Source organism: Rathayibacter sp. VKM Ac-2762 (assembly GCF_009866585.1).
Lineage (GTDB): Bacteria > Actinomycetota > Actinomycetes > Actinomycetales > Microbacteriaceae > Rathayibacter.
The window spans coordinates 2,386,521-2,409,198 of the sequence record NZ_CP047419.1 but is presented as its reverse complement, the minus strand read 5'-3'; the positions used below and the strand labels follow the sequence as shown (position 1 = coordinate 2,409,198).

The following is a 22,678-nucleotide window of genomic DNA, read 5'->3' as shown; positions in this document are numbered from 1 at the left end:
CGCCAGCCCTGCGGAGCCGCGGACTCGCGGCTGGTCGTGCCCGCCATCCAGAGCAGGGCCATCAGGTCGTCGTGGGTGAAGTCGGGGGAGAGGGATCCGTCGCGGTGGGCGGCCTCGACGAGATCCCGGCCGAGCTCGATCGAGCGGTCGTCAGGAGAAGCTGGACGGCCTGGCCGCCCGCCTCGCCGAGGAGGGCATCGAGGCGACGGGGTTCGCCGCCGACATCGCGCAGCCCGAGACCCTGACCGCCGCGCTGCGGGCGATCCGTGCCGACCTCGGTCCGATCGACGTCCTCGAGTTCTCCCCCCGCCGACTCCGCTCTCACCCCGGTCGGCGTCCTGGACGTCACGCCCGAGAACCTGCAGCCGCAGATCGACTTCTACCTCGGCGGCGCGCTCCGCGCCGTCGGCGAGGTGGTTCCGGACATGATCGCCGCCGGCAGCGGGACGATCCTCGTCACCACCGGCGGCGGCTCCGTCTCCCCGCACGCGGCGCTGGCGAACATCAACATCGCCGCCGCGGGCCTGCGGAACTGGGTCCTCAACCTCCACTCCGCGCTCGAGCCCCGGGGCGTCTACGCCGCCCACGTGGCGATCACCGCGCTCATCGACGGCGGCCACCCGGACGCGGCGGCCGAGGTCATCGCCCGGTCCTACCTCGACCTCCACCGCAGCCGCGACCGCGCCGAGCTGCACTACGTGGCCTGGGACGCGTGACCGCGGGCGCGGAGCGGGAGCCGCCGGTGCGGCGGACCCGGATCCGCGCCGCGGCGGGAGAGGGCAGTCGGTAGGGTCGTCGCGTGAGTGATGAGACGAGCAGCTACGCCCGCGCAGGAGTCGACACGGCGGCGGGGGACCTCGCCGTCGAGCTGATGAAGTCGGCGGTATCGGCGACGCACGACAGCCGGGTCCTCGGCGGGGTCGGCGGCTTCGCGGGTCTGTACGACGTCTCCTTCCTCCGCGACTTCCGAGCCCCCCTCCTCGCGACCTCGACCGACGGCGTCGGCACCAAGGTCGCGCTCGCCCAGGCGATCGACAAGCACGACACCATCGGGCAGGACCTCGTCGGCATGGTCGTCGACGACATCGTCGTGGTCGGCGCCCGCCCCTTCTTCATGACCGACTACATCGCGTGCGGCAAGGTGGTCCCGGCCCGCGTCGCCGACATCGTCGCCGGCATCGCGCGCGCCTGCTCCGAGACGGGCACCGCGCTCGTCGGCGGCGAGACGGCCGAGCACCCGGGCCTGCTCGGACCCGACGACTACGACGTGGCGGGCGCGGCGGTCGGCGCGATCGAGGCGGACCAGGTGCGCGGCGCCGACCGCGTGCGCGACGGCGACGTCGTGGTGGCGATGGCCTCCTCCGGACTGCACTCGAACGGCTACTCGCTCGTGCGCCACATCCTCGCCGAGCGCGGCATCGGCTTCACCGACCGCTCCGAGGAGCTGGGCGGCGTGGTCGGCGAGGTGCTGCTGGAGCCGACCCGCCTCTACACCCGGCCCCTCCTCGATCTGCTCGACGACGCCGAGCTCGGCCCGGCCGTCCACTCCATCAGCCACGTCACCGGCGGCGGGATCGCGGCGAACCTCGCCCGGGTGCTGCCGCGCGGCTCCTGGGTCGAGGTCGAGCGGGCGAGCTGGAGCCCGTCCGACGTGTTCCGCGCGCTCGCCGGGATGTCCGGCGCGACGCTCGAGAGCACCGAGGGCACCTGGAACCTCGGCATCGGCATGTTCGCCGTGGTCGCGGCGGAGGCGGCCGACGGCGTGATCGCACGCCTCGAGCACTCGGGCGTCCCGTCGTGGGTCGCGGGCCGCGTCTCGACGGCCGCGCGCGGGTTCGAGGGCTTCGAGCAGGGCGCGAAGGGCGTCGACGGCGGAGCGGTCCGCCTGGTCGGGTCCTACGCGGGCTGACCTCCGGAGGCGCCGCGGATCAGCGCGGTACGGCGTGCGCGCGCTCCCAGGAGTGCTCGTGCCGGGTCAGCAGCCACGAGCCCGCAGCGCAGAGCGCGCAGGCGGCCGCGGTGGCGAGCAGGGCGGTCGCCCAGGTCGGGGCGTCGCGGCTGACGAGCAGGTTCGCACAGGCGACCAGCACGCCGAGGCCGGCGCCCGCGCTGGTGCCCAGCACGAACGGGCCGTCGCGGCGGCTCGCGACGCGCACCGCGACCATGCCGGCGACCGCTCCCGCGCCTCCGACGACTCCGATGCCCGCGCCGGAGGCCGCTCCCATGAGCAGGCCGAAGCTCACCAGCCCGGGCGGGCCGTCGGCGGCGAGGACGCCGGGCAGGTAGAGGACCAGGGCGACGGCGGCGCCGACCGCGCCGCCCACCAGGATCGCGCCGACCAGCAGGGCGGCGGTGACGTAGCCGACCCGCGCGACAGGCCGCGCGGATCCTCCGGGTTCGAACATTCGCGGCTCCATCGACGCGGCCTGCGGGGCAGCGGGCGGTCCTCGGACAGTACGCCCGAACGCCCCTCGGCGGAACCGCCGTCGGGGATCGGCGGGACTAGCGCCGGAGGGTCTCGCTCGGGAGCTCGCCGAACCGCGTCGCGTAGTGCTGGGCGAAGCGGCCGCCGCTGATGAACCCCCAGCGTGCGGCGACGTCGCCGACCACCAGCGAGCCGATCGATCCGGCCGAGAGCTCCTCGTGCGCGCGCTCGAGGCGGACGTCGCGCAGGTAGTGCCGCGGGGTCTTGCCGAAGGCGCGCTGGAACGCCAGCTGCACGCCGCGGACCGTGAGCCCGGCCGCGTCGGCGATGTCGGCCACTCCGAGGGGCAGGTCGGCGTTGGCCTGCACGAACTCCACGGCCCGGCGGAGGCGCCGCGCGCTGACCGAGGGCGGCACGGCCGGCAGCGGGGCGATGCGGTGGGCGAAGGTCTGCAGGGCGGCGAGCGCGGCGATGCGGGCGACGCCGTCGCGCTGCAGCATGGTGGGCGTGTGCGCGGAGGCGAGGGTGTCGCGCAGGAGCCGGATCGCGGCCCACCAGGCGGTCGTGTCGCGCGCCACGGGGGCGAACCGCAGCGGGCCGGGCTCGGTGCCGTGCAGCTCGGCGGCGATCGCCTCGAGGTGGGCGGCCTCGAAGTGCACGAGCGCGTCGCGGTACTCGAGGGCCTCGAAGCCGAAGGGCCGGCCGCTCGGGAACATGGCCGGGCGCCCGACGACGAGGCGGTGCTCGTCGCGCCCCAGATCGAGGGAGGCGCGCCCCGCGGTCAGCCAGAGGGCGACGTAGACGTCGCTCGGGGCCACCGTGCCGCGCACCCGGCCGAGGAAGGAGGCGGAGTGGAGGCTCACGGGCCCGGGCCCGGTCGTGGTGTAGCGGAACGCGAACGGCACGACCGAGCGCTCGGCCCGGAAGCCGGAGCCGTTGTACGAGCCGGCGTAGAAGTCGCGCGCCTCGTCGAGGTCGTTCCCGCGACGCTCCGACTGCCACACGGGCAGCCGTGCGGGCGGGGAAGTGCTCATCCGGTCAGTGTCCCAGGGGGCACCGACATTCTGCACTCAGTGGCGGAAAGCGGGAGAACGTGCTCAGCCGAGCGACCCGCGCTCCAGGTGGAAGAGGGCGAGCGCGGCCACCGCGGCCGTCTCGACGATCGCCCCGGAGCGGACCATCTCCGCGATCTCCGCATCGGGGAACCACTGCTGCCGCATGTCCTGCTCGGTGTCCTCGCGCTCGTGCTCGCCGTGCTCGAGACCCTCGGCGAGGAAGACGTCCACGGACTGCGCGACGAAGCCGTACGCCTCCGCGAGCCTGCCCAGGTGCGTCAGGCGCTCGGCCCGGAGGCCCGTCTCCTCGCGCAGCTCGGCACGGGCGAGAGCCTCGGGGTCGCCGCCGGCCGAGCCGTGCGGCCAGCTGCCGGCGGGGAACTCCCACGCGCGGCGGCCGATCGGGTACCGGTACTGCTCGACCAGCCAGAACCCGCCGCGCTCCCGCGGAAGCACGAGGGCGTAGTCGTCGCGCTCGACGACCGAGTAGACGCCGCGCGTCCCGCCCGGCCAGAGCACCTCGTCCTCGCGGACGCGGATCCACGGGGTCTCGTAGGCGACCCGCGTCGACAGCTGCCGGACGGCGACGTCGGCGGGGGCTGCGCGGAGCGGCTCCTCGCTCTCGGGTCCCTCACCCGCCGGATCCCCGTCCGCACGCAAAACGGGGCCGCCCCGAGGGAGCGGCCCCGATTCACGGGAGGAGTCACGCACGCTTCTGGTGCGGCTCCTCGACGAGGTCCGTGTCGTCGCCGTCGTCCTCGGCGTCGATCCACTTCGAGTAGTCCGGCTCGTCCGGGTGGCTGAGCTCGCGCTCGAGCGCGCTGTAATCGACCGCCGGGCTGAACGACTTCAGCTCACGGGCGATCTTGGTGTTCTTCGCCTTCTGACGGCCGCGCCCCATGGGTGACCCCCTCACGATGACAGGCCAGACGGGCAGTGAGCCGGCTGGGGAAAAGAGCAGACAGGGAAAGTTGAAATCTACGCGGTAGTTTAGCAGACGGGGGACACGCCACCCCGGGCCTCGATCTGCCGGACGGCCGCCCATCCTCGACCGCGTCAGGAGCACCGTGGACAGCGTCGCCCCACCGCGTCCCGTCGTGGTGATCGGCGCGGGCCAGGCGGGTCTGTCCGTGGCCTACTACCTGCGCCGTCTCGGCCTCGTCCCTGGGCGCGACCTGATCGTCCTCGACCGCGGTCCGGAGCCCGGCGGGGCCTGGCAGTTCCGCTGGGAGGCCCTGCGGCTCGGCTCCGCGCACCGCGTGCACGATCTCCCGGGCATGGAGCGGATGGGGTTCTCGTTCCGCACGGCCGATCACCGGCGACCGGCACGGGACGTGGTCCGCGAGTACTACGGGCGCTACGAGGAGGAGCTCGGTCTCGAGATCCGCCGTCCGGAGTCTGTGCGGCGCGTCACGAGTGCGACGCCGCACGACACGGGGTCGCCGCTCGTCGTCGAGTCCGACCGCGCGGTCGAGCGCGCGAGCCTGCTCGTCAACGCGACCGGCACCTGGGGATCGCCCTTCGTCCCGCACTACCCCGGGCGCGACCGCTTCCGCGGCGTGCAGATCGACCCGACCGAGTACGTCCGCGCCGAGGACTTCGCCGGGAAGCAGGTGCTCGTGGTCGGCGGCGGCACCTCGGCGATCGGCTTCCTGCTGGAGCTCGAGCGGGTGGCGCGCTCCCTGACGTGGGCGACGCGGCGACCGGTCGTCTACCACGACGGCGAGCAGCTGGCGATGGAGTCGGCGGTGGAGGCGGTGGCCGAGCAGGACCGCGCCGCCCGCGCCGGGCTGCCCCTCCCGAGCATCGTCGGCGGCACGGGCGTGCAGCGCACCCGCCGGGTGGTCGCCGGGATCGAGCGCGGGCTCCTGCACGAGCGGGGGATGTTCTCGTCGATCGAGGAGGAGGGCGTGCGCTGGCCCGACGGCTCCTTCACGCGCGCCGACGCGATCATCTGGGCGACGGGCTTCCGGCCGGAGCTGCGCCACCTCGCTCCGCTCGGGCTGCGCGAGCGCGAGGGCGGCATCGCGGTCGCCGACGGAGCCTCGCTGACGGATCCGCGCGTCTTCTTCGCCGGCTACGGCCCGACGGCCTCGACCATCGGGGCGAACCGCTCGGGCCGGCGCATCGCGCGCGCGGTCGTGGCGCGCCTGCCTTGAGCGCGCCTGCCCTGAGCCGGCCTGATCTGAGCCGGTCCGCCCTGAGCGGCGCGGCGCCTCAGATCCTGCCGTCCCAGTCTACCGGCACAACGGAGCCGCGGTAGCGGATCCCGTCCACGCGGATCGGCCCGGCGAGCGCGGGCGAGAGCGGCGCGACGACCAGGGTGTCGCCTCCGGGAGCGAGCCCCAGCGCCGCCGACAGCACGGCGACGGACGCGGCCGCCGACCAGGCCTGCGGTCGGCAGGCCGCCGGGTACGGCACCGGCGCGTGCACCTCGGCGGCGGGGTCGCCCGAGTGCAGCTCGGGCATCCGGTAGCCGAAGCCCTCGGCCGCGGCGATCAGTCCGCGCGAGAGGGTCGTCGCCTCCGCCCCGAAGCCCTCCCGGGCGAGCCCGGTGACGGCGATCGCGGTGTCGTGGGCCCAGACCGAGCCGCCGTGGTACGACAGCGGCCAGTAGCCGCCCGAGCCGGTGTCCAGGGTGCGCAGGCCGAAGCCCGAGTCGAGCCCGGGGGAGACCAGCAGCTCGGCGACCCGGGCGGCGTGCTCGGGGGAGAGGATGCCGGTGCCGAGGAGGTGGCCGAGGTTGCTGGTGATCGTGTCGACCGGGCGCCCGGCCGCGTCGAGCGCGATCGCCGGGTAGCCGCCGTCGGCGTCGTCGATCCAGAACGCCTCCGCGAAGCGCGCCTTCAGCGTCGACGCCGCCTCGCGCCACTCCGAGCCGTCGCGGCCGAGGTGCTCGAGCAGCGCCGCTCCGCCGACCATGGCCTCGTGGGCGTAGGCCTGCACCTCGCAGAGCGCGATCGGACCCTCCGCGAGCGTGCCGTCGCGCCACTGGATCGAGTCGCCCGAGTCCTTCCAGCCCTGGTTGGCGAGGCCGTGCCCCGTGGTGTCGACGTACTCGAGGAACCCGTCGCCGTCGGAGTCGCCGTCGTCGCGGAGCCAGCGCAGCGCCGCCTCCAGAGCGGGCAGCAGCTCCTCGACCTCGTCGTCCGGGAGCCCCCAGCGCCAGGCGTCGTGGAGGAGGCAGACCCAGAGCGCGGTGGCGTCGACCGTGCCGAAGTAGAGCGGGGGCAGCGAGACGCCCTCGCCGGGGATCTCGAGGGTCGTGGCGCGCAGCTCGTGCATGATCCTGCCCGGCTGCTCGGCGGTGTCCGCGACGTGGCGGGTGCCCTGCAGGCCGGCCAGGACGCGGAGGGTGGAGGCGGCGATCCCGGTCCCGAGGGGGAGGAGCATCCGCGCCGCCCAGATCGAGTCGCGGCCGAAGAGGGTGAAGAACCACGGCGCTCCCGCGGCGAGGAACGGCTCGCCGGGGCGCTCCACGGTGACCATGCGGAGGGCGTCGAGGTCGTCGAGCGCGGCGCGGCACCAGGAGGCGAGGCGGGAGTCGCCGGTCTCGAGCGCGGTCCCCGCCCATTCGGCCGGTCCGGACGCGGCGGCGACCACGGCGGAGGCGTCCTCCGCGGCGACGCTCCACACGACCTCGACGCTCCCGTGGGCCGGGACCACGACGCTCCAGGTGAGCACCGTGCCCGAGATCGAGGCGCCGGGTGCGCGCAGCTCGGCGCGGACCGGGCCGTGGGTCCAGTCGAGGCCGCCGTCCACCGGAGCGGTCGCGAAGGAGGGCTCGTCGCGGAGCCCCGCCTTCACCACGTGCACGAGCGAGAAGTCGGGGTCGAGGGTCAGCTCGACGGTGGTCGCGACCTCGTCGGGGAGCGCCGACTCGAGGCGGATGCTCTCGCGGACGCCGCCGGCGGAGACCTCCCGCGAGCGGACCACGCGGATCCGCGGGTCCGCGGCGGCGTCGTCGAGATGGCGGGCGAGCGCGGTGAAGCGGGCGGAGGAGGCGCCGTCGCGGCCGGTCGCGATCGCCTCGAGCGCCGCGCCGCCCACGCGGAGCGAGGCGCCCGCGAGCACGCGCACGTCGCCGAGGTAGAGCCCGTGCACGGGGCGGGAGCCGACCTCGCCCGTCTCGTCCGACCACAGCTGCACGGGTGCGCGGAGCAGGACGAGGGAGTCGTGGAGGAGGGGCTGGCGGGGCGGGGTCTGTCGGTCGTCGCGCTCGGTCGTCACGGTCGACTCCTCACTGGATCGTCGGTGCTGGGGGCGTGCCGCCGATCGTCCTCCGCCGGCCCCGGAGGTGCCGGAGCGTGGCGGACGGTTGACAGCGGCGTCGTCGGAGGTAACCTTACCGAAGGATTTGATCGATCAAACCGGTGGATCCCACCGGGTTGGAACGATCAAGAGCACGTCGAGGAGGACGCATGGCACTGCCGACCGTCGAGGACGTCGCCCGTGCCGCCGGCGTCTCGCGCCAGACCGTGTCGAACGTGCTCAACAGCCCGCACATCGTCCGCGACAGCACCCGCGAGCGCGTCGAGAAGGCGATCGGCGACCTCAACTACCGGCCGCACGCCTCGGCCCGCCGCCTCCGCACCCGCAAGTCCGGCACCATCGGCGTCCGGATGGACCGCGTGCTCGACGGCATCTCCGGCAGCCTGCTCGACCGCTTCCTCCACGCCGTCACCGAGCAGGCCGACGCGCGCGGCATGCGCATCCTCCTCTACACGGCGAAGAGCCCGGAGGAGGAGATCGAGCGGATCGGGCGCCTCCGCGACGGAGCCGACGTCGACGCCTTCGTGCTCACCTCCACCTTCTACGGCGACCCCCGGACCGCCTGGCTGATCGAGCAGGCCGTGCCCTTCGTCACCTTCGGCCGCCCCTGGGGCGTCGACGACCGCAACGACCCGCAGCACCTCTGGGTCGACGTCGACGGCGCCGCCGGGCTCGCCCAGGCCACGGCGCACCTCGCCGACAGCGGCTGCTCGCGCATCGGCTTCCTCGGCTGGCCGAGCGGATCCGCGACCGGCGACGACCGCCGCAGCGGCTGGGAGCGGGTGCACCGCGAGCGGTTCCGCGACGCGCCACTGCTCGCCGCCTCCTCCGAGGACGACGTCCAGCAGGCCCGGATCGCGGCCATCGAGTTCCTCCGCGCGACCCCGGAGCTCGACGGGCTGGTCTGCGTCTCCGACTCGCTCGCGCTCGGCGCCTCGATGGCCGCCGTGGCCGTCGGCCGGCCCTCCCTCCCGATCGTCGGCTTCGACAACACCCCCGTCGCCGCGGCCGTCGGCCTGCCGAGCATCGAGCAGGACCTCGACGCGGTGGCCGCGGGCGCGCTCGAGCTCCTGCTGGGCGAGCGCGGCGACGACGTCGTCCACCGCTCGCTCGCTCCGGGTGAGGCCCACCGCCTGATCGAGCCCCACCTCGTGCTCCGCACACCCCTTCACCACCCCGCCGACTGAGGCGCCGTCACTCCGACCGGCGCCCCTCCCCACGAAAGGCCAGACCATGACCCCCACCCACCGCGCGGCACGCTGGGGTGCCGCGATCCTCGCCGGAGGCCTGCTGCTCCCGCTCGCCGCCTGCTCGAGCGGCTCCGACTCCGGTGACGCGGGCGGCGACTCCGCCCTCACCGTGATGATCGGCTCGTCCGGCGACGCCGAGACGACCGCCGTCACCGACGCCGTGAACGCCTGGGGCGAGCAGAACAGCACGACGGTCGACGTGGTCGCCGCCAGCGACCTGACGCAGCAGCTCGGCCAGGGCTTCTCCGGCGGCAACCCGCCCGACCTCTTCTACATGAGCTGGGACCAGTTCCAGACCTACGCGAGCAACCGCTACCTCGAGCCGTACGCCCAGGACGCCGGGAACGCCGACGCCTTCTACCCGGCGCTGCGCGACGCGTTCAGCTACGACGACCGGTTCTACTGCGAGCCCAAGGACTTCTCCACGCTCGGCCTCGTGATCAACACGGACCTCTGGGCGGCGGCCGGCCTCACCGACGCGGACGTCCCCACCGACTGGGCCTCGCTCGAGTCGGCGGCGACGAAGCTGACCGCGAACGGAGTGACCGGGCTCTCCTTCGGCGCCGAGTACGCGCGCATCGGCACCTTCATGAACCAGGCCGGCGGGTCGCTCCTCTCGGAGGACGGCACCACCGTCACCGCGGACACCCCCGAGAACGTCGCGGGCCTGACCGAGGTGAAGACGCTGCTCACCGACGGCGTGCTGAAGTTCCCGGCCGCGCTCGACTCCGGCTGGTCCGGCGAGGCGTTCGGCAAGGGCGCGGCGGCGATGGTCATCGAGGGCCCGTGGATCAACGGAGCGCTCGCGGCCGACTACCCCGACGTGAACTACCGCGTCGCCGAGCTCCCCGCCGGCCCCGGCGGGAAGTCGACCTTCACCTTCAGCAACTGCTGGGGCATCCCCGTCGGCAGCGCCACGGCCGAGAAGACGGAGTCGCTCGTGTCGGCCCTGACCTCGGACGAGCAGCAGCTCGCCTTCTCGGACGCCTTCGGAGTCATCCCCTCCACCGAGACCGGAGCCGCCGAGTACGCGACGAAGTACCCCGAGAACGCCGCCTTCGTCTCCGGCAACGACTACGCGGTGAGCCCGGTGGCCTTCGCCGGCGCGGCGACCGTCATCACCGACTTCAACTCGGCGCTCGAGGGCCTCGCGACCGGCGACCCGGAGTCGATCCTCGGCGACCTGCAGACCAACCTGCAGGACGCGCTCGACACCGCGAACGCGAAGTAGCCCGGCCGGGAGGCGGCGGACCCGACCGCCGCCTCCCCGTGCCCGACCGGCACGCCCCACCCCGCGCACGTGAGTCGAAGGAGACGCATCGATGAGCACCACCGCCGCCCCCCGGAGCCGCCGCTCCGGCATCCGCGGGCACGAGGCCCGCTACGGCTGGCTCTTCACCCTCCCGGCGATCGTCGTGATCGGCGTGTTCCTCGTCGTCCCGATCGGCCTCGCCCTCTGGGTCAGCGTGAGCAACTGGAACGGGCTCGGCTCGCCCCTCGGGCCGACCGCGCAGTTCGTCGGAGCCGACAACTACCGCGCGGTGCTCACCGACTCCGGCCTGGCGCAGAAGGACTTCGGCACCGCGATCCGCAACAACGTCTACTACGTGCTGCTCGTGGTGCCGCTGCAGACCGCGCTCGCGCTCTTCCTCGCCGTGCAGGTGAACCGGCGGATCCTGCGGGGCCGGGGCTTCTTCCGCACCGCCTTCTACTTCCCCTCCGTCACCTCCTCGATCGCGATCACCGTGATCTTCCTGTTCCTCTTCTCCGCCTCGGGTGTCGTCAACGCGGTGCTCGGCTGGTTCGGCGCCGACGGGCCGACCTGGATGGCCGACCCGACCGGTGTCCTGCACTCGCTCCTGGGCGCCGTCGGCGTCGACGGCTCCGGGCCGCTGGCCGCGGGCGCCCCGCTCGGCCTCACCTGGTGGGACTGGCTGTCCGGCCCGTCCGTCGCGATGTGCGTGCTGATCACGATGGCGATCTTCACCACCTCGGGCACGTTCATGCTGCTGTTCCTCGCGGCGCTGCAGAACATCGGCGCCGAGATCGACGAGGCGGCGCTCATGGACGGCGCCGGCCCGCTCCGGAAGTTCTTCTCGGTCACTCTGCCGATGCTCAAGCCCACGCTCTTCACCGTGCTGACCCTCGGACTGATCGGCACCTGGCAGGTGTTCGACCAGATCTACCTCACCGGAGGAGGGGCGCCGGGCAAGACGCTGCTCACCCCGGCGTACCTCGCCTATGAGTCCTCGTTCACGGATCTCCGCTGGGGTCAGGGCGCCGCGATCGCCTTCATCCTCTTCTTCATCATCGTCGTGCTGACGCTCCTGCAGCGGGCGCTCCTCCGAGAGAAGGGGGAGCCGCGCCGGCGCCCCCGCCGCGCCGCTCGCGCCGACGCCGCGACGACCCTCACCACGGGAGGCATCCGATGAGCACGCTGACCGAGCCCGGCACCCGCGCCCGCGAGACCCCCGAGCCCGCCGCGCCGGTCCCGCACCGCCGCATCCGCCTCGGCGCGCGCGGCCGCGCGTCGCTGATCGGCGGCTACCTGCTGCTGATCGCGCTGGCGCTGGTGTACATCTACCCGTTCCTGATCTCGGTCGCCTCGTCGTTCAAGTCGGACGCCGATGCCACCGCGAACCCGCTGTCGCTGCTGCCCGCGACCTGGTCGTTCGCCTCCTACGAGCGGCTGTTCACCGACGTCCCGCTGCCGCTGTGGACGCTCAACTCGGTGATCGTCACCGTGTTCGTCACCGTCGGCCGGGTCTTCTTCGACTCGCTGGCCGGCTACGCGCTGTCGCGGCTGCGCTTCCGCGGACGGGGCCTGCTGTTCGCGCTGTTCATCGGAGTGATGAGCGTGCCCGCGGTGGTGCTGCTGATCCCGCGGTTCCTGATCCTCAAGCAGCTCGGCCTCTACGACAGCTACGCGGGGATGATCGTCCCGCTGATCGTGGACGCGGCGGGGATCTTCATCATGAAGCAGTTCTTCGACTCGATCCCGCTCTCCATCGAGGAGGCCGCGCGGATCGACGGGGCCGGAGTGTTCCGGACCTTCCGCTCGATCGTGGTGCCGATGGCGCGTCCGGCGATCGTGACGCTGTTCATCCTGTCGTTCCAGGGCTCGTGGAACGAGTTCTCGCACTTCGTGGTGTCTCGGCAGTCGCCGGAGCTCAACACGCTGACGACCGGAGTCGCGTCGCTCGTGTCGGGGCAGCTGGGCACCGGCAACCAGTACCCGCTGCAGCTCGCGGCCGCGGTGCTGATGTCGATCCCGGTGGCCGTGCTGTTCTTCGTCTTCCAGCGGCGGATCATGAACACGACCGAGGGCGCGGAGAAGGGCTGACGCGGGGGCTCCTGCTGATCGAGCAGCGCGCGCAGCGGGCGTATCGAGATCCGCCTCTGTGCGGAGGGCCTCGATACGCCCCTGCGGGGCTGCTCGACCAGCATGCGGGAGTGCCGCCGCTACTTCGCGAGGAACTCCAGGACGACGCGGTTCCACTCCTCCGGGTGGCTCACGGTCACTCCGTGGGGGGCGCCGTGGACGACGTGCAGCTCGGAGCCGGGGATCGCCGCGTGGGTGCGGGCGCCGGAGCCCTCGAACGGAACCGTGCCGTCGCCGTCGCCGTGGATGACGAGCGCGGGCACCGACACGTTGGGCAGGTCCTCGCGGAAGTCGGTGGTCGCGAACGCCGTCATGCAGGCGAGTGCCGCGTGCTTAGCCGACTGCTTCGCCAGGGCGATCGCCTCCTGGCGCTGCTCCTCCGTCACCTTCAGCACGCCGTCGACCGAGAAGAAGTCGGTGGTGAACCGGTCGTAGAAGTCGTCCTCGCTCTTCGTGAGGCCCGCGGTCATCTGCGCGGCCTGCGCCTTCTCGAGCGGGCCGTCCGGGTTGTCGTCCGTCTTCATCAGGTACGGCGGGACGGCCGAGGCGAAGACGACGCTGTGCAGGCGATCGGCGCCGTACTTCGTGAAGTAGCGGGCGACCTCGCCGCCGCCCATCGAGAAGCCGACCAGGGTGACGTCCTGCAGGTCGAGCTCGGTGAGGAGGGTGTGCAGGTCCTCGGTGAGCGTGTCGTAGCTGTAGCCGGTGAGCGGCTTGTCGCTGCGCCCGAAGCCGCGGCGGTCGTAGGTGACGACGCGGTAGCCGGCCTCGGCGAACGCGGGGACCTGCTCCTTCCACGACTCGCCCGAGAGGGGCCAGCCGTGGATGAGGACCACGGGGCGGCCCGATCCGCCGGTGTCGTCGACGTGCAGGTCCGTGTCCTTGAAGAGTCCGTGGTGGGCGGTGATCTCGGCCATGGCGAGTGCTCCTTCCGGCGCCGACGATCGGCGTCACTCGATGTTCGAGGACGTCCCTGCGAGCGGATGGCCGGGGCGGGGAGGGTTGACAACTCCCGTCACTCCGCGACGACGGCCGCGGCGAGGCCCCGCAGCGCGGTGTGCAGCCCGGGGCTCATGGGCAGCCCGGCGTCGAGCACCGCGTTCGCGGCGGCGACCAGCACCGGTGCCGCGGGGGAGGAGACCACGGTGAGGCCGGCGGGCGGATCCGCGTCGCCCGAGGGCCGCACGACCAGGACGAGCCGGGAGCTGGGAGCGCTCGTGCTGATCGTCGCTCCCGATCGGGCGGGCAGCACCGCGAGGGTGCCGCGGCCGACGAACTCGCGCTCCTCCCGACTGGCGACGGTGAACGCGCCCTCGAGCGGGAGCAGGAGCACCACCGACCCCGGGTCGGCGCGGGGGCTCGGGCGGAAGTCGATCGTGCCGGCCGTGTGCCAGATCCGCCGGAGGAGCACGCCCTCGGCGGCGGCCTCCTGACCGGTGACGGCGAACGCGGGGTCGGGCCCGGCCTCGGCGTGGCGGGCCCGCAGCCAGTGCCGGGCGGAGTCGCCGCGGAGGGGCATCGGGCAAATCAGCGGATCGGACACGGCGGCTCCCGAGGAACGCGGACCTGAATCGGCCGAGACAGTGAGGAACCATCATCCTAGGAGCGGCGGGAGGCGTCGTCCCCGGAGTGGCGCGTCCTCACATGCCGATGCCGCCCCGGCCGCGCTGAGCGCGACGCCGGAGCGGCATCCGAAGAGTGGTGCGGACTACTGGAATCCGCCGCCGCGGTCCTCCGGGTCCTCGATCGGGTCGGAGTCGGGCGTGTCGATCGAGTAGGTCACGTGGACCGCCTCGCCGACCTCCTTGGCGGAGACGGCGTTGTAGACGAGGTGCGTCTCCTGGCCGTCGACGGCGGCGTAGACGTCGACCTCCTTCTCGTAGCCCCCCTCGGTGCTGACGCGGTTCTCGGTCTGGCCGTCGAACGGCCCGCCCTGGAAGAAGGCGAGGTAGCTCTCGCCCTCGGCGAGTGCGCGGATGTCGTTGCTCATGCCCCCAGGTCTACCACTCGGCGCCTCCCCGCCGCTCGGCCTTGCGCTCGGCGGGCGGAGGAGGGCCGGGAGCGGCGGCGGCCGTGCCGCGAGGTGGCACTGCTCGACGGGATCTCTCCGCACGCGCCGTCAGGGCACGAGCCGCTGCGTGATCGAGGCGGTCGGCCCGCTCAGCGCGATCTCTGCGAGCGCGCCGTTGACCAGGGGCATCTGCGGCGGCTGGTGCCCGGTGTCGACGTCGAGGATCACCGGCACGCCGAGGTCGCCGAGCGCCCGCCGCACCGCGTCCTCCTGACTCAGCTCGGGCAGCCAGGCGCCCTCGGTCCGGCCGATCAGGACGCCGGCCGCCTGCTCGAACCAGCCCGCGAGCCGGAGGGAGGTGAGCATCCGGAGCACCGAGACGGAGTCGGACCCGGCCGCCTCCAGATAGACGACGGTGCCCTCCGGCGCGTGCCGGCGAGCGAAGCCCGGCACGTCGCCGTAGGGCGTGCCCGCGAGCAGGGACACCGTCTCGAGGCATCCGCCGATCAAGCGGCCGGACATCGCCGCGTCCGCTGCCCCGTCGAGCGAGCGCCAGCGGGTCGGCTCCTCGTAGGCCCGATCGCGGTCGAGCGGCTCGTCCGCCCACGCACCCCACGGACGGCTCCGGCGTCGCGGCGCGGCGTGCTGCGTGAACGCGGCTCCGGGCTCGAGGCCGGCGACCTCCGTCCAGCGGTGGAACCCGACCGGCAGCTCCCACGGCTCGTCCATCAGATTGGCGCCGTGGATCGTCGCGAGCCCGGTCGTCGTCGTCAGGGGCAGGAGGAGCGTCGAGACGTCCGACCAGCCGACGAACCAGGGCCGGGCCTCCGCGAGGGCGTGCCAGTCGAGCCTCTCCAGCAGCTCGACGGCGAGCTCGCCGCCCCACGGAGGAAGGACCGCGTCCCCGCTCCGGAAGGCGTCGTGCAGGTCGGCCGTCCGATCCGCGGCGGACGCCGGAGCGAGTCCGCCGAGGAGGGCGTGCGGCCGGACCCGGACGTCGTAGCCCGCCGAGCCGAGTCGGCGCGCGGCGTCCTGCAGCCGGTCGTGCAGGGGCTCGGGGACTCCCATCGAGGGCGCGGGCACCTCCACCCGGCCTCCGGCGCGGAGGGGCGCGGGGTACGTGATGCTCGCCATCCGACGACGCTAACGCCCCTCGCGGTGACGGGCTTCGAATGCTCCGTCCGGCGAGTACCTCCGCGCCCTTCCTGCCCCGACTCGCGGGCGGCCGCTGAGCGCGATCGCGAGAGGGGTCGGCGCGAGTGCCGCGCCGCCCACCCACCCACTCGTGCGCAGCGCCGCCCGCCGGGAAGAAAGATGGGGCCAGGAGGCGCACCGGAACGTGACGTCCCGGTCTCGCGCAGGCGTCTCGGCTCCGCTGCTGCCTGCGGCGATCAGCGCCACGCGGCGCCTTCAGCCCGTGAGGCGGCCGATCTCGTCCTCGGAGAGGAGGCGGTCGGAGTAGAGCACGATGCGAGCCGCGGGGTCAGGGCTGTGCGCGTCGGGGCCCGCCCACCTCCGTTCGAGACCGAGTCGAGCGACCGTGCGGTGCGATCGCTCGTTCCGTTCCGCGACGACCGCGGTCACGGGGAGCTCCGGCCGGAGCCGCCGCGCCCGAGCGATCCCTGCGGAGGCGACCTCCTGGGCGTACCCCCTGCCCCAGTGGTCCGGATGGACGGTGAACGCGACGTTCCAGGCCGTGTCGGCGAGGAGGGTGCATCCGCCGATCCCGATCGCGCCGTCCGCGCCGCCTTCGGGACTCCGCAGCCGGACGACCCAGCTGCTGAGGTCGTCCCGTGCCCACTGCGCCGTCCGGCGGGCGAGCACCGCCCGGGTCTGCTCGACGGAGTCGTGCCGGAGGAGGGGGTCGCCCGCCGCGATCCGCTCGTCGGAGTACAGCCGCCACAGCTCGTCCAGATCGCCCTCGGCGGGACGGAACAGCCGGAGCCGCTCGGTCGTCTCGTCGGGGCGATCACCGGCGCCGATGCTGCTGCCGCTCGCTCGAGGAGGGACTCGGGGCCATCGGGGCGGTCGCTGACGGGTGAGGCGAGCGCAATGACCACGCCAGGACGTCCACCCGCTCAGCCCGTGATCAGGCTGGTGAGGCGGTCGGCGGCGGCTCCGACGGTCGAGACCGCGCTGACCGTGAAGAGGCACGCGACGCCCCAGAACCAGGTGCGACCGGGTGCCCCGGCGCTGCGCCGCTCGAAGGCGAGCCACCAGGCGCCGACCACCGAGACGCACGCCGCGACCACCGAGCCGAGCGCCATGCGGACGTACTCCTCGGGACCGGGGGAGGACCAGGCCGTGGTCGCGAGGACGATGAGCAGCGGGACCACGATCATGCCCAGCGCGCCGAGCAGCACCGCGTGGAGGTGACTGCGGGGAGGGGCCCCGGCCGTCGTCGTCGCGGTCCGCGTCGTGTCCATGCCGCGTCCCCCGTCGCCGCGGTCCGGTCCGCGCTGCCCCGACGCTATCCGCTCGCCGTCCCGCCGTCACCCCGCACCTCCGAGCGGGCCGCGTGCCCGGTGGCGTCAGCACCGCGCCGCCCGCGCCGCCCCGGCCGAACGCCGAGAACGTAGGATGTCCGGGATGACGATCGGACGCCGCCTCTTCCTCTCGGGAGCCGCCACGGGAGTCGGGCTCCTGGCCCTCGCGGGCTGCACGCCGTCGCGTCCGACGCCGACCCGCTCCGTCACGAAGGCCCCCGTGCCCACGCCGAGCACCACCGCCGTCCCCGCGCCGGCCGCCTTCGTGCGCTCCGCCTGGGCCGAGGATCCGTACGCGCTCGGCTCCGTCTCGTACCTGCCCGTCGGCGCGACGCCGCAGCACCGCACCGACCTGGGTACCGCGGTCCTCGACCGCGTCTTCCTCGCGGGCGAGGCCACCGACACGGAGGCGCCCGGCACGCTCCAGGGCGCCTGGAGCTCCGGGGTCCGCGCGGCCGCCGAGATCAGCGCCGTCGCCGACGAGGGCGAGCGGATCGCGATCGTCGGGGCCGGTCTCGCCGGAGCGGTCGCCGCGCGGCGCCTGTCCGACGCGGGCTTCGACGTCACCGTGGTCGAGGCGCGCGAGCGCACCGGCGGCCGCATCGCCACCGCGACTCCGGACGGCTGGCCGATCGCCGTCGAGACCGGCGCATGGGCCCTCACCGGCGCGGGAGCCGCCCTGCGCGAGAGCATCGCGGACGCGGGCGTGGTCACGACCGCGGTCGACCTCGCCGACGTCCGCTCGAGCGACGCCGACGGCGCGGCTCTCGACACCGGCACCACGGGTGCCGACGCCCTGACCCGTGCTCTCGAGTGGGGAGCGGAGCAGCCGGAGGACCTGGCGCTCGCCGAGTCGTTCGCCGGCTCCGGAGCGCCCGATCCCGCCGAGGCCGAGCCGGGCTCCGGCGACGGCGACGCCGCCCGCGTGGCGGCGCACCTCGCCGGGACGACCGCGCTGCGCACCGGCGCCGCTCCCGAGGAGCTCTCCTCCTGGTACGGACTGGGCGACGCCTCCGCCGCCACGACCGCGGAGGAGCTGAGCGACGACTCCGGCGACGCGCTGCTGACCGACGGGCTCGCGCCCCTGGTCGACACCTTGCTCGCCGACGTCGAGGTCTCGCTGCGCGCCGTGGTGAGCGGCATCGGCTACACGGAGACCGGCGTCAGCATCCGCCTGGGCACCGGCGAGTCGTTCACAGCCGACCGGGTGCTGGTCACCGTGCCGATCGGGGTGCTCCAGACGGACGCGATCGCCTTCGACCCGCCGCTCCCGTTCGCGCAGCGCGCGGCCGTCGCGGCCCTCGGCTCCGGCGTCGTCGAGACGCTGTGGCTGCGCTTCGACGAGGCGTTCTGGGAGGCCGACGCCCCCGCGCGCTGGTCGCTCGTCGGCTCCGAGGCGGGCATCACCGAGTGGCTCAACCTCCAGCCGTCGACCGGCGAGGCGGTGCTCGTCGGGCTGGTCGGAGCGGATCAGGCCCTCTCGCTGCAGGATCTCAGCGACGACGAGCTGGTCACCCTCGCGCAGACGGCGCTCGAGCCGTTCGCCGTCGTCCCCGGCTGACGAGCTCGCGGAGCCGCGCCAGCGGCCCCCGCCACTCCGACGCGTGCGCCGCCCCGAGCGGCCGCACCCGGCTGAGCGCGAGGACGAACGCGGCGATGCCGGAGATCAGGCTCAGCACGATCACGTCGTAGAGCACGAACATCACGGGTCCGTCGACCTGGCCGGGGTCGAGGAAGAAGTACGGGTACCAGCCGATGAGGGCCCCGCGGACCAGGGTGATGACGCCCCAGACGATCGGGAAGCCGAGCACGGTCAGCGCCCCGCGCCAGGCGACCGGGCGGCGGCCGGGTCCGAGGATCCAGTCGAGGATCGCGAGCGTCGGTATCACGAAGTGCAGGAGCGCGCTCGACCAGGGCACGTCGACCCGCACGCCGCGGTTGTTGGCCTCGACCGCGATCAGCCCGAAGACGATCCCCGACACGACCATGTAGGTGAGCACGAGCGCCCGCACGGTGCTGAGCCAGCGCGGCTCCCGCTCGCGCGCGAGGGCGACCAGGCCGGACAGGCCCAGCACCACGACCCCGGCCATGTTCGACTGCGTCGTGAAGTAGGCGAAGAAGTTGTCGATCTGGAACGCGCGGAAGCCCAGCGTGTAGAAGAAGTCGCCGACGAGTCCGACCGCGCCCAGCCCGGCGAGGGCCAGGCGGAGGATCGCGAACGCCTTCCGCACACCCGCTCCGATCCGTCGCCGCTGGGCCCGGAGGGCCGGACTTCCGGACGATTCTACGGTCGCCGCGCTCGGAGCTCCCCGAGCGCGCGGCTCCGCCGGACGGGGGAGGCGGGCCTCGCGGAGGCGATCTAGCGTGGAGGGATGGTGCGCGCACAGGACGGGAAGGGTTCGGGTCGGATGTCGTCGGAGGAGGCGTCCCGGCGCTGGAACGCGGTCACGGGTCCGCTGTTCCTCGCGGCGGGAGCGGTCTTCGCGGTCCTCGGGAATCCGGTCTGGCCGGTGTTCCTCGTCCTGGGGATCACGTTCCTCGGGCTGACCGCCGGCCCCGGGGGGCCGACGCGCCGGAGTGGAGCCCAGGAGCCGGACCGCGATCGGTGACGCGCGCTTCGCGACGCGGACACTCGCCGGCCGCGTTGCCGGGATAGCGTGCGTGTCATGCCCTTCACGCCGAGCCACGCCGTCGTCGCGCTCGCGTTCTCGAACGGCCGGATCCCCGCCGCGGCCGTCGCCATCGGCGCGATGGTCCCGGACATCGGCATGTACCTCCCGATCGCCGTCGCCCGCGAGTCCACCCACTCCCTCCTCGGCGTCGTCACCGTCGACCTGCTGCTCGGGATGCTCGGCCTCGCGCTGTGGAGCGCGGTCGTCGCTCCGGCCTGGCGCGACCTCGCGCCCGCGCTGGTCCGCTCGCGCCTGCGTCCCCGGCGCTCGCCGCCCCGCGGGGCCGCCGAGTGGATCCGCGTGCTCGTCTTCGCGGCCGCCGGCATCGCCATCGGAGCCGCCAGCCACGTGATGTGGGACGGCTTCACCCACAGGGGCGGCCTCTTCGTCTCGGCGATCCCGCTGCTGCAGCAGGAGCTCGGGCCCTTCCCCGGCTTCCGATGGGCGCAGTACGCGAGCGGCGTGCTCGGGCTGCTCGGGCTCGGGATCGGCGCGGTGGTCTGGTACGTCGGCCGCCGTCCCCGGAAGCTCCGCTCCGACGGCCGGCAGCCGGTGCGCATCGCGGCCGCGGCCGTGGTGCTCGCGGCCGCGGTGGTTCCCGCCGGGATCGTGCTGGCGGGGGCGGGCATCGATCCGCTCGACGCCGCCTACCGGGCGCACGTGGTGCGGGCGGCGATCCTGCTCGTGGGCGGCGGCGCTGCGGCCGCGGTCGCCGTCGCGGCGGTCTGGTGGCTCACCGGCCGAGGGGTGCGCGGGGCCGTCGTCTGAGACGACGGAGGACGAGCCTGTCGTCTCAAGGGAGCACGGGCATCCGTCGCGAGGAGGATGCGCCGGTGCATAGCCCACCGATAGCGTCGGACACGGCCCGTTGGGGCGGGCCGCCTTCGGGGGAAGGCACTAAGGGGAAATCGGGGGCTCGCGGCACACGCCGCGGGCCCTCTACCCGTTTCCGGGCTCCCGTCGCCTCAGCGCCGCTTCGAGCGCGGCCGGTTCTGCGCGGCCGGGCGCTGCGGGATGCGCGGAGCGCCCTCGCCGGCGGCACCCTGGGGGAGCGAGGACGCGGGCGGGATCGGGCGGCGGGTCACCGGGCGCACCGGCTCGCCGCGGCGCGTCTGGCCGGGAATCGGCCGCGAGCGGCGTCCGTAGATCAGCTCGGACGAGTCCAGCAGCCACGGCACCAGCGCCACCGTCACTCCGTGCACCAGCAGGAGCTTCTGGCGGATCCGCCGCGACTTGTGGTTGTGGAGGAACGCCTCCCACCAGTGCCCGACGATGTACTGCGGCATGTAGACCGTCGTGATCTCGGAGCCGTGCTCGAGGCGGTGGGCCTTGATGTACTTGATCAGCGGGTACGAGATGTCGCGGTAGGGAGAGGCCACGCAGCGCAGCGGCACCTCGATGTCCATCTGCGCCCAGTCGGCCTTGAGCTGCGCGGTCTGCGCGTCGTCGATGGAGGAGTGCACCGCCTCCAGCGTCTCGTGCCGCGCCGCGATGGCGTAGTCGAGCGCCTTCAGCGTGGGCTTGTTCATCCGACCCACCAGCACGATCGCATGGTCGCCGTTGGCGCCGAAGGTCGTGGTCGGGTCGACCTCGATCTCCTTCTCGACGTCGCGGTAGTAGCGGTAGACGCCGGCCATCAGGACACCGAGGATCGGCATCACCAGGTAGACGAGCCAGGCGCCGTGGGTGAACTTCGTGATCGTGACGACGACGAGCACCGCGAACGTCAGCGTCGCGCCGAACAGGTTGATGGCCAGGCTCGTGTAGACGGTGCGCGAGCCCTCGCCGTTGCGGATCATCCGGACCCAGTGCTTGACCATGCCCGACTGCCCGAGCGTGAACGAGACGAAGACGCCGATGATGTACAGCTGCACGAGGCTCGTGAGCGAGGCCTGGTAGACGAGCAGGATGATCGCGGCGACGAGCGCCAGGATGATCACTCCGTTGGAGTAGATGAGGCGGTCGCCGCGGGTGTTCAGCGACTTGGGCGCGTAGCCGTCGCGGGCCAGCACGGAGCCCAGCAGCGGGAAGCCGTTGAACGCGGTGTTCGCCGCGAGGAGCAGGACGGCGGCGGTCGCGGCCTGGATGATGAAGAACAGGATCGTGTTGTTGCCGAACGTGGCGGCGGCGACCTGCGCGATCACGGAGCGCTGCGGGGTGGTGGCGCAGTCGGCGAAGCCCACCAGGTGGCAGGCGTTCTCGGCGTAGTGCACGTTCGAGAGCAGGGCGAGGGCGGTCAGGCCGACGAAGAGCACGATCGCGATCGTGCCCATCGCGACGAGGGTGCGCTGGGCGTTCTTGACCTTCGGGGCGCGGAACGCGGGCACGCCGTTCGAGATGGCCTCGACGCCCGTGAGCGCCGCGCAGCCGCTCGCGAAGGAGCGCAGCAGCAGGAGGACGACGGCCGCCTGCGTGAGCTGCTCGCCCTGCACGGTGAAGCCCGCCGACTCCGCGACCGGGGTGTCGCCGAAGGCGGTGCGGACCAGGCCGACGACGACCATGACGAAGACGCTCGCGACGAAGAGGTACGTCGGGACGGCGAAGGCGCGGCTCGACTCCGAGACGCCGCGGAGGTTCACGGCCGCCAGCAGCACGACGAAGAGGATGGCCAGCTCGACCCGCAGCGGCGCCAGCTCGGGCACCGCGGAGATGATGTTGTCGACTCCGGAGGCGACCGACACGGCCACGGTGAGCACGTAGTCCACGAGGAGGGCGGCGGCGACCGTGAGGCCCGCCGTCTCGCCCAGGTTGGTGCGGGCGACCTCGTAGTCGCCGCCGCCGGACGGGTACGCCCGGATCAGCTGGCGGTAGCTCAGCACCACCACGACGAGGAGGACGACCACGCATGCGGCCACCCAGGGGGCGAAGGTGAGGAAGGAGAGCCCGCCGAGCAGCAGGATCATCAGCAGTTCCTGCGGCGCGTAGGCCACGGAGGAGAGCGGGTCGCTGGCGAAGATGGGGAGCGCGAGCCGCTTCTGCAGCAGCTGTCCCTCGAGCTTGTCGCTGGGGAGCGGCTCGCCGATGAAGAAGTGCTTGGCGGTGCGCAGCTCGGTCGCGTCGGCCGACGATCCGTCCGCGGCGGACGGGGGGCCCTCGTGTGTCACGAGCGATGACACTACTCCGTA

General features: G+C 73.5%; 23 protein-coding genes. 10 read left to right on the top strand and 13 right to left on the bottom strand.

Going from position 1 to position 22,678, the window contains the following annotated elements:
* Positions 1-266 precede the first annotated feature (266 nt).
* Both GTU71_RS11330 and purM read left to right on the top strand, forming a co-directional pair.
* Positions 267-716 carry a hypothetical protein gene (locus GTU71_RS11330; RefSeq protein ID WP_159940142.1) on the top strand — a complete coding sequence of 150 codons (450 nt, stop codon included), beginning with the start codon at positions 267-269 and terminating at the stop codon, positions 714-716.
* Positions 717-799: 83 nt separating this feature from the next.
* A complete protein-coding gene (purM, locus tag GTU71_RS11325; protein WP_159940140.1) occupies positions 800-1,909 on the top strand; it encodes a phosphoribosylformylglycinamidine cyclo-ligase in 1,110 nt (369 codons plus the stop codon).
* A gap of 19 nt (positions 1,910-1,928) precedes the next feature.
* Here purM and GTU71_RS11320 read toward each other — a convergent pair whose 3' ends face one another.
* From GTU71_RS11320 to GTU71_RS11305, 4 genes are all read right to left on the bottom strand, one after another.
* Positions 1,929-2,405 (bottom strand): hypothetical protein, encoded by a 477-nt coding sequence (locus GTU71_RS11320; protein WP_104354929.1) that lies wholly within the window; start codon positions 2,403-2,405, stop codon positions 1,929-1,931.
* A 97-nt stretch (positions 2,406-2,502) separates the two neighbouring features.
* A complete protein-coding gene (locus GTU71_RS11315; protein WP_159940138.1) occupies positions 2,503-3,459 on the bottom strand; it encodes an AraC family transcriptional regulator in 957 nt (318 codons plus the stop codon).
* A gap of 63 nt (positions 3,460-3,522) precedes the next feature.
* The gene (locus tag GTU71_RS11310) at positions 3,523-4,140 is read right to left on the bottom strand and encodes an NUDIX hydrolase (RefSeq protein WP_167305254.1); all 618 of its coding nucleotides are present in this window, start codon (positions 4,138-4,140) and stop codon (positions 3,523-3,525) included.
* A 43-nt stretch (positions 4,141-4,183) separates the two neighbouring features.
* On the bottom strand, positions 4,184-4,381 hold the full coding sequence (locus GTU71_RS11305; RefSeq protein WP_097167615.1) for a DUF3073 domain-containing protein: 198 nt from the start codon (positions 4,379-4,381) through the stop codon (positions 4,184-4,186).
* 166 nt (positions 4,382-4,547) lie between these two features.
* On the opposite strand from GTU71_RS11305, the gene GTU71_RS11300 reads away from it, so the two are divergent.
* Positions 4,548-5,639 carry an FAD-dependent oxidoreductase gene (locus tag GTU71_RS11300; protein ID WP_104233838.1) on the top strand — a complete coding sequence of 364 codons (1,092 nt, stop codon included), beginning with the start codon at positions 4,548-4,550 and terminating at the stop codon, positions 5,637-5,639.
* Positions 5,640-5,697: 58 nt separating this feature from the next.
* On the opposite strand, the gene GTU71_RS11295 is transcribed toward GTU71_RS11300, so the two are convergent.
* Complete coding sequence (locus GTU71_RS11295) at positions 5,698-7,710, bottom strand: glycogen debranching N-terminal domain-containing protein (protein WP_159940136.1); 2,013 nt, start codon at positions 7,708-7,710, stop codon at positions 5,698-5,700.
* Positions 7,711-7,901: 191 nt separating this feature from the next.
* Between GTU71_RS11295 and GTU71_RS11290 the strand changes: the two genes are divergently transcribed.
* From GTU71_RS11290 to GTU71_RS11275, 4 genes are all read left to right on the top strand, one after another.
* Positions 7,902-8,939, top strand: a complete 1,038-nt coding sequence (locus tag GTU71_RS11290; protein WP_104353583.1) for a LacI family DNA-binding transcriptional regulator — start codon at positions 7,902-7,904, stop codon at positions 8,937-8,939.
* Positions 8,940-8,985: 46 nt separating this feature from the next.
* Positions 8,986-10,233 carry an extracellular solute-binding protein gene (locus tag GTU71_RS11285; RefSeq protein ID WP_104282650.1) on the top strand — a complete coding sequence of 416 codons (1,248 nt, stop codon included), beginning with the start codon at positions 8,986-8,988 and terminating at the stop codon, positions 10,231-10,233.
* Positions 10,234-10,324: 91 nt separating this feature from the next.
* Positions 10,325-11,434 (top strand): sugar ABC transporter permease, encoded by a 1,110-nt coding sequence (locus GTU71_RS11280; RefSeq protein WP_104238714.1) that lies wholly within the window; start codon positions 10,325-10,327, stop codon positions 11,432-11,434.
* Positions 11,431-12,345: a carbohydrate ABC transporter permease gene (locus GTU71_RS11275; protein ID WP_159940134.1), complete on the top strand. Its 915-nt coding sequence runs from the start codon at positions 11,431-11,433 to the stop codon at positions 12,343-12,345. The genes GTU71_RS11280 and GTU71_RS11275 overlap by 4 nt, the downstream gene beginning before the upstream one ends.
* A gap of 119 nt (positions 12,346-12,464) precedes the next feature.
* On the opposite strand, the gene GTU71_RS11270 is transcribed toward GTU71_RS11275, so the two are convergent.
* The 6 genes from GTU71_RS11270 to GTU71_RS11245 all read right to left on the bottom strand — a co-directional run bounded on the left by GTU71_RS11270 (position 12,465) and on the right by GTU71_RS11245 (position 16,821).
* Positions 12,465-13,301 (bottom strand): alpha/beta hydrolase, encoded by an 837-nt coding sequence (locus tag GTU71_RS11270; RefSeq protein WP_104233839.1) that lies wholly within the window; start codon positions 13,299-13,301, stop codon positions 12,465-12,467.
* A 98-nt stretch (positions 13,302-13,399) separates the two neighbouring features.
* The gene (locus GTU71_RS11265; RefSeq protein WP_159940132.1) at positions 13,400-13,903 is read right to left on the bottom strand and encodes a hypothetical protein; all 504 of its coding nucleotides are present in this window, start codon (positions 13,901-13,903) and stop codon (positions 13,400-13,402) included.
* Between the two features lie 189 nt (positions 13,904-14,092).
* Positions 14,093-14,374: an oligoribonuclease gene (locus tag GTU71_RS11260; protein WP_104223758.1), complete on the bottom strand. Its 282-nt coding sequence runs from the start codon at positions 14,372-14,374 to the stop codon at positions 14,093-14,095.
* Positions 14,375-14,503: 129 nt separating this feature from the next.
* Positions 14,504-15,529: a S66 peptidase family protein gene (locus tag GTU71_RS11255; RefSeq protein ID WP_159940130.1), complete on the bottom strand. Its 1,026-nt coding sequence runs from the start codon at positions 15,527-15,529 to the stop codon at positions 14,504-14,506.
* A gap of 276 nt (positions 15,530-15,805) precedes the next feature.
* Positions 15,806-16,549, bottom strand: coding sequence for a GNAT family N-acetyltransferase (locus GTU71_RS11250; RefSeq protein WP_159940128.1), 744 nt, complete (start codon positions 16,547-16,549; stop codon positions 15,806-15,808).
* The gene (locus GTU71_RS11245) at positions 16,474-16,821 is read right to left on the bottom strand and encodes a hypothetical protein (RefSeq protein ID WP_159940126.1); all 348 of its coding nucleotides are present in this window, start codon (positions 16,819-16,821) and stop codon (positions 16,474-16,476) included. Before GTU71_RS11245 ends, GTU71_RS11250 begins: the two co-directional genes overlap by 76 nt.
* 163 nt (positions 16,822-16,984) lie before the next feature.
* On the opposite strand from GTU71_RS11245, the gene GTU71_RS11240 reads away from it, so the two are divergent.
* The gene (locus GTU71_RS11240; protein WP_159940124.1) at positions 16,985-18,442 is read left to right on the top strand and encodes an NAD(P)/FAD-dependent oxidoreductase; all 1,458 of its coding nucleotides are present in this window, start codon (positions 16,985-16,987) and stop codon (positions 18,440-18,442) included.
* On the opposite strand, the gene GTU71_RS11235 is transcribed toward GTU71_RS11240, so the two are convergent.
* The gene (locus GTU71_RS11235) at positions 18,393-19,112 is read right to left on the bottom strand and encodes a Pr6Pr family membrane protein (RefSeq protein ID WP_104233845.1); all 720 of its coding nucleotides are present in this window, start codon (positions 19,110-19,112) and stop codon (positions 18,393-18,395) included. The two genes, GTU71_RS11240 and GTU71_RS11235, sit on opposite strands and share 50 nt — an antisense overlap.
* A gap of 141 nt (positions 19,113-19,253) precedes the next feature.
* Between GTU71_RS11235 and GTU71_RS11230 the strand changes: the two genes are divergently transcribed.
* On the top strand, positions 19,254-19,490 hold the full coding sequence (locus GTU71_RS11230; RefSeq protein ID WP_159940122.1) for a hypothetical protein: 237 nt from the start codon (positions 19,254-19,256) through the stop codon (positions 19,488-19,490).
* 57 nt (positions 19,491-19,547) lie between these two features.
* Positions 19,548-20,321, top strand: a complete 774-nt coding sequence (locus GTU71_RS11225; RefSeq protein ID WP_104256060.1) for a DUF4184 family protein — start codon at positions 19,548-19,550, stop codon at positions 20,319-20,321.
* A 197-nt stretch (positions 20,322-20,518) separates the two neighbouring features.
* Here GTU71_RS11225 and GTU71_RS11220 read toward each other — a convergent pair whose 3' ends face one another.
* Positions 20,519-22,600, bottom strand: coding sequence for an APC family permease (locus GTU71_RS11220; protein WP_104223800.1), 2,082 nt, complete (start codon positions 22,598-22,600; stop codon positions 20,519-20,521).
* Positions 22,601-22,678: the final 78 nt, after the last annotated feature.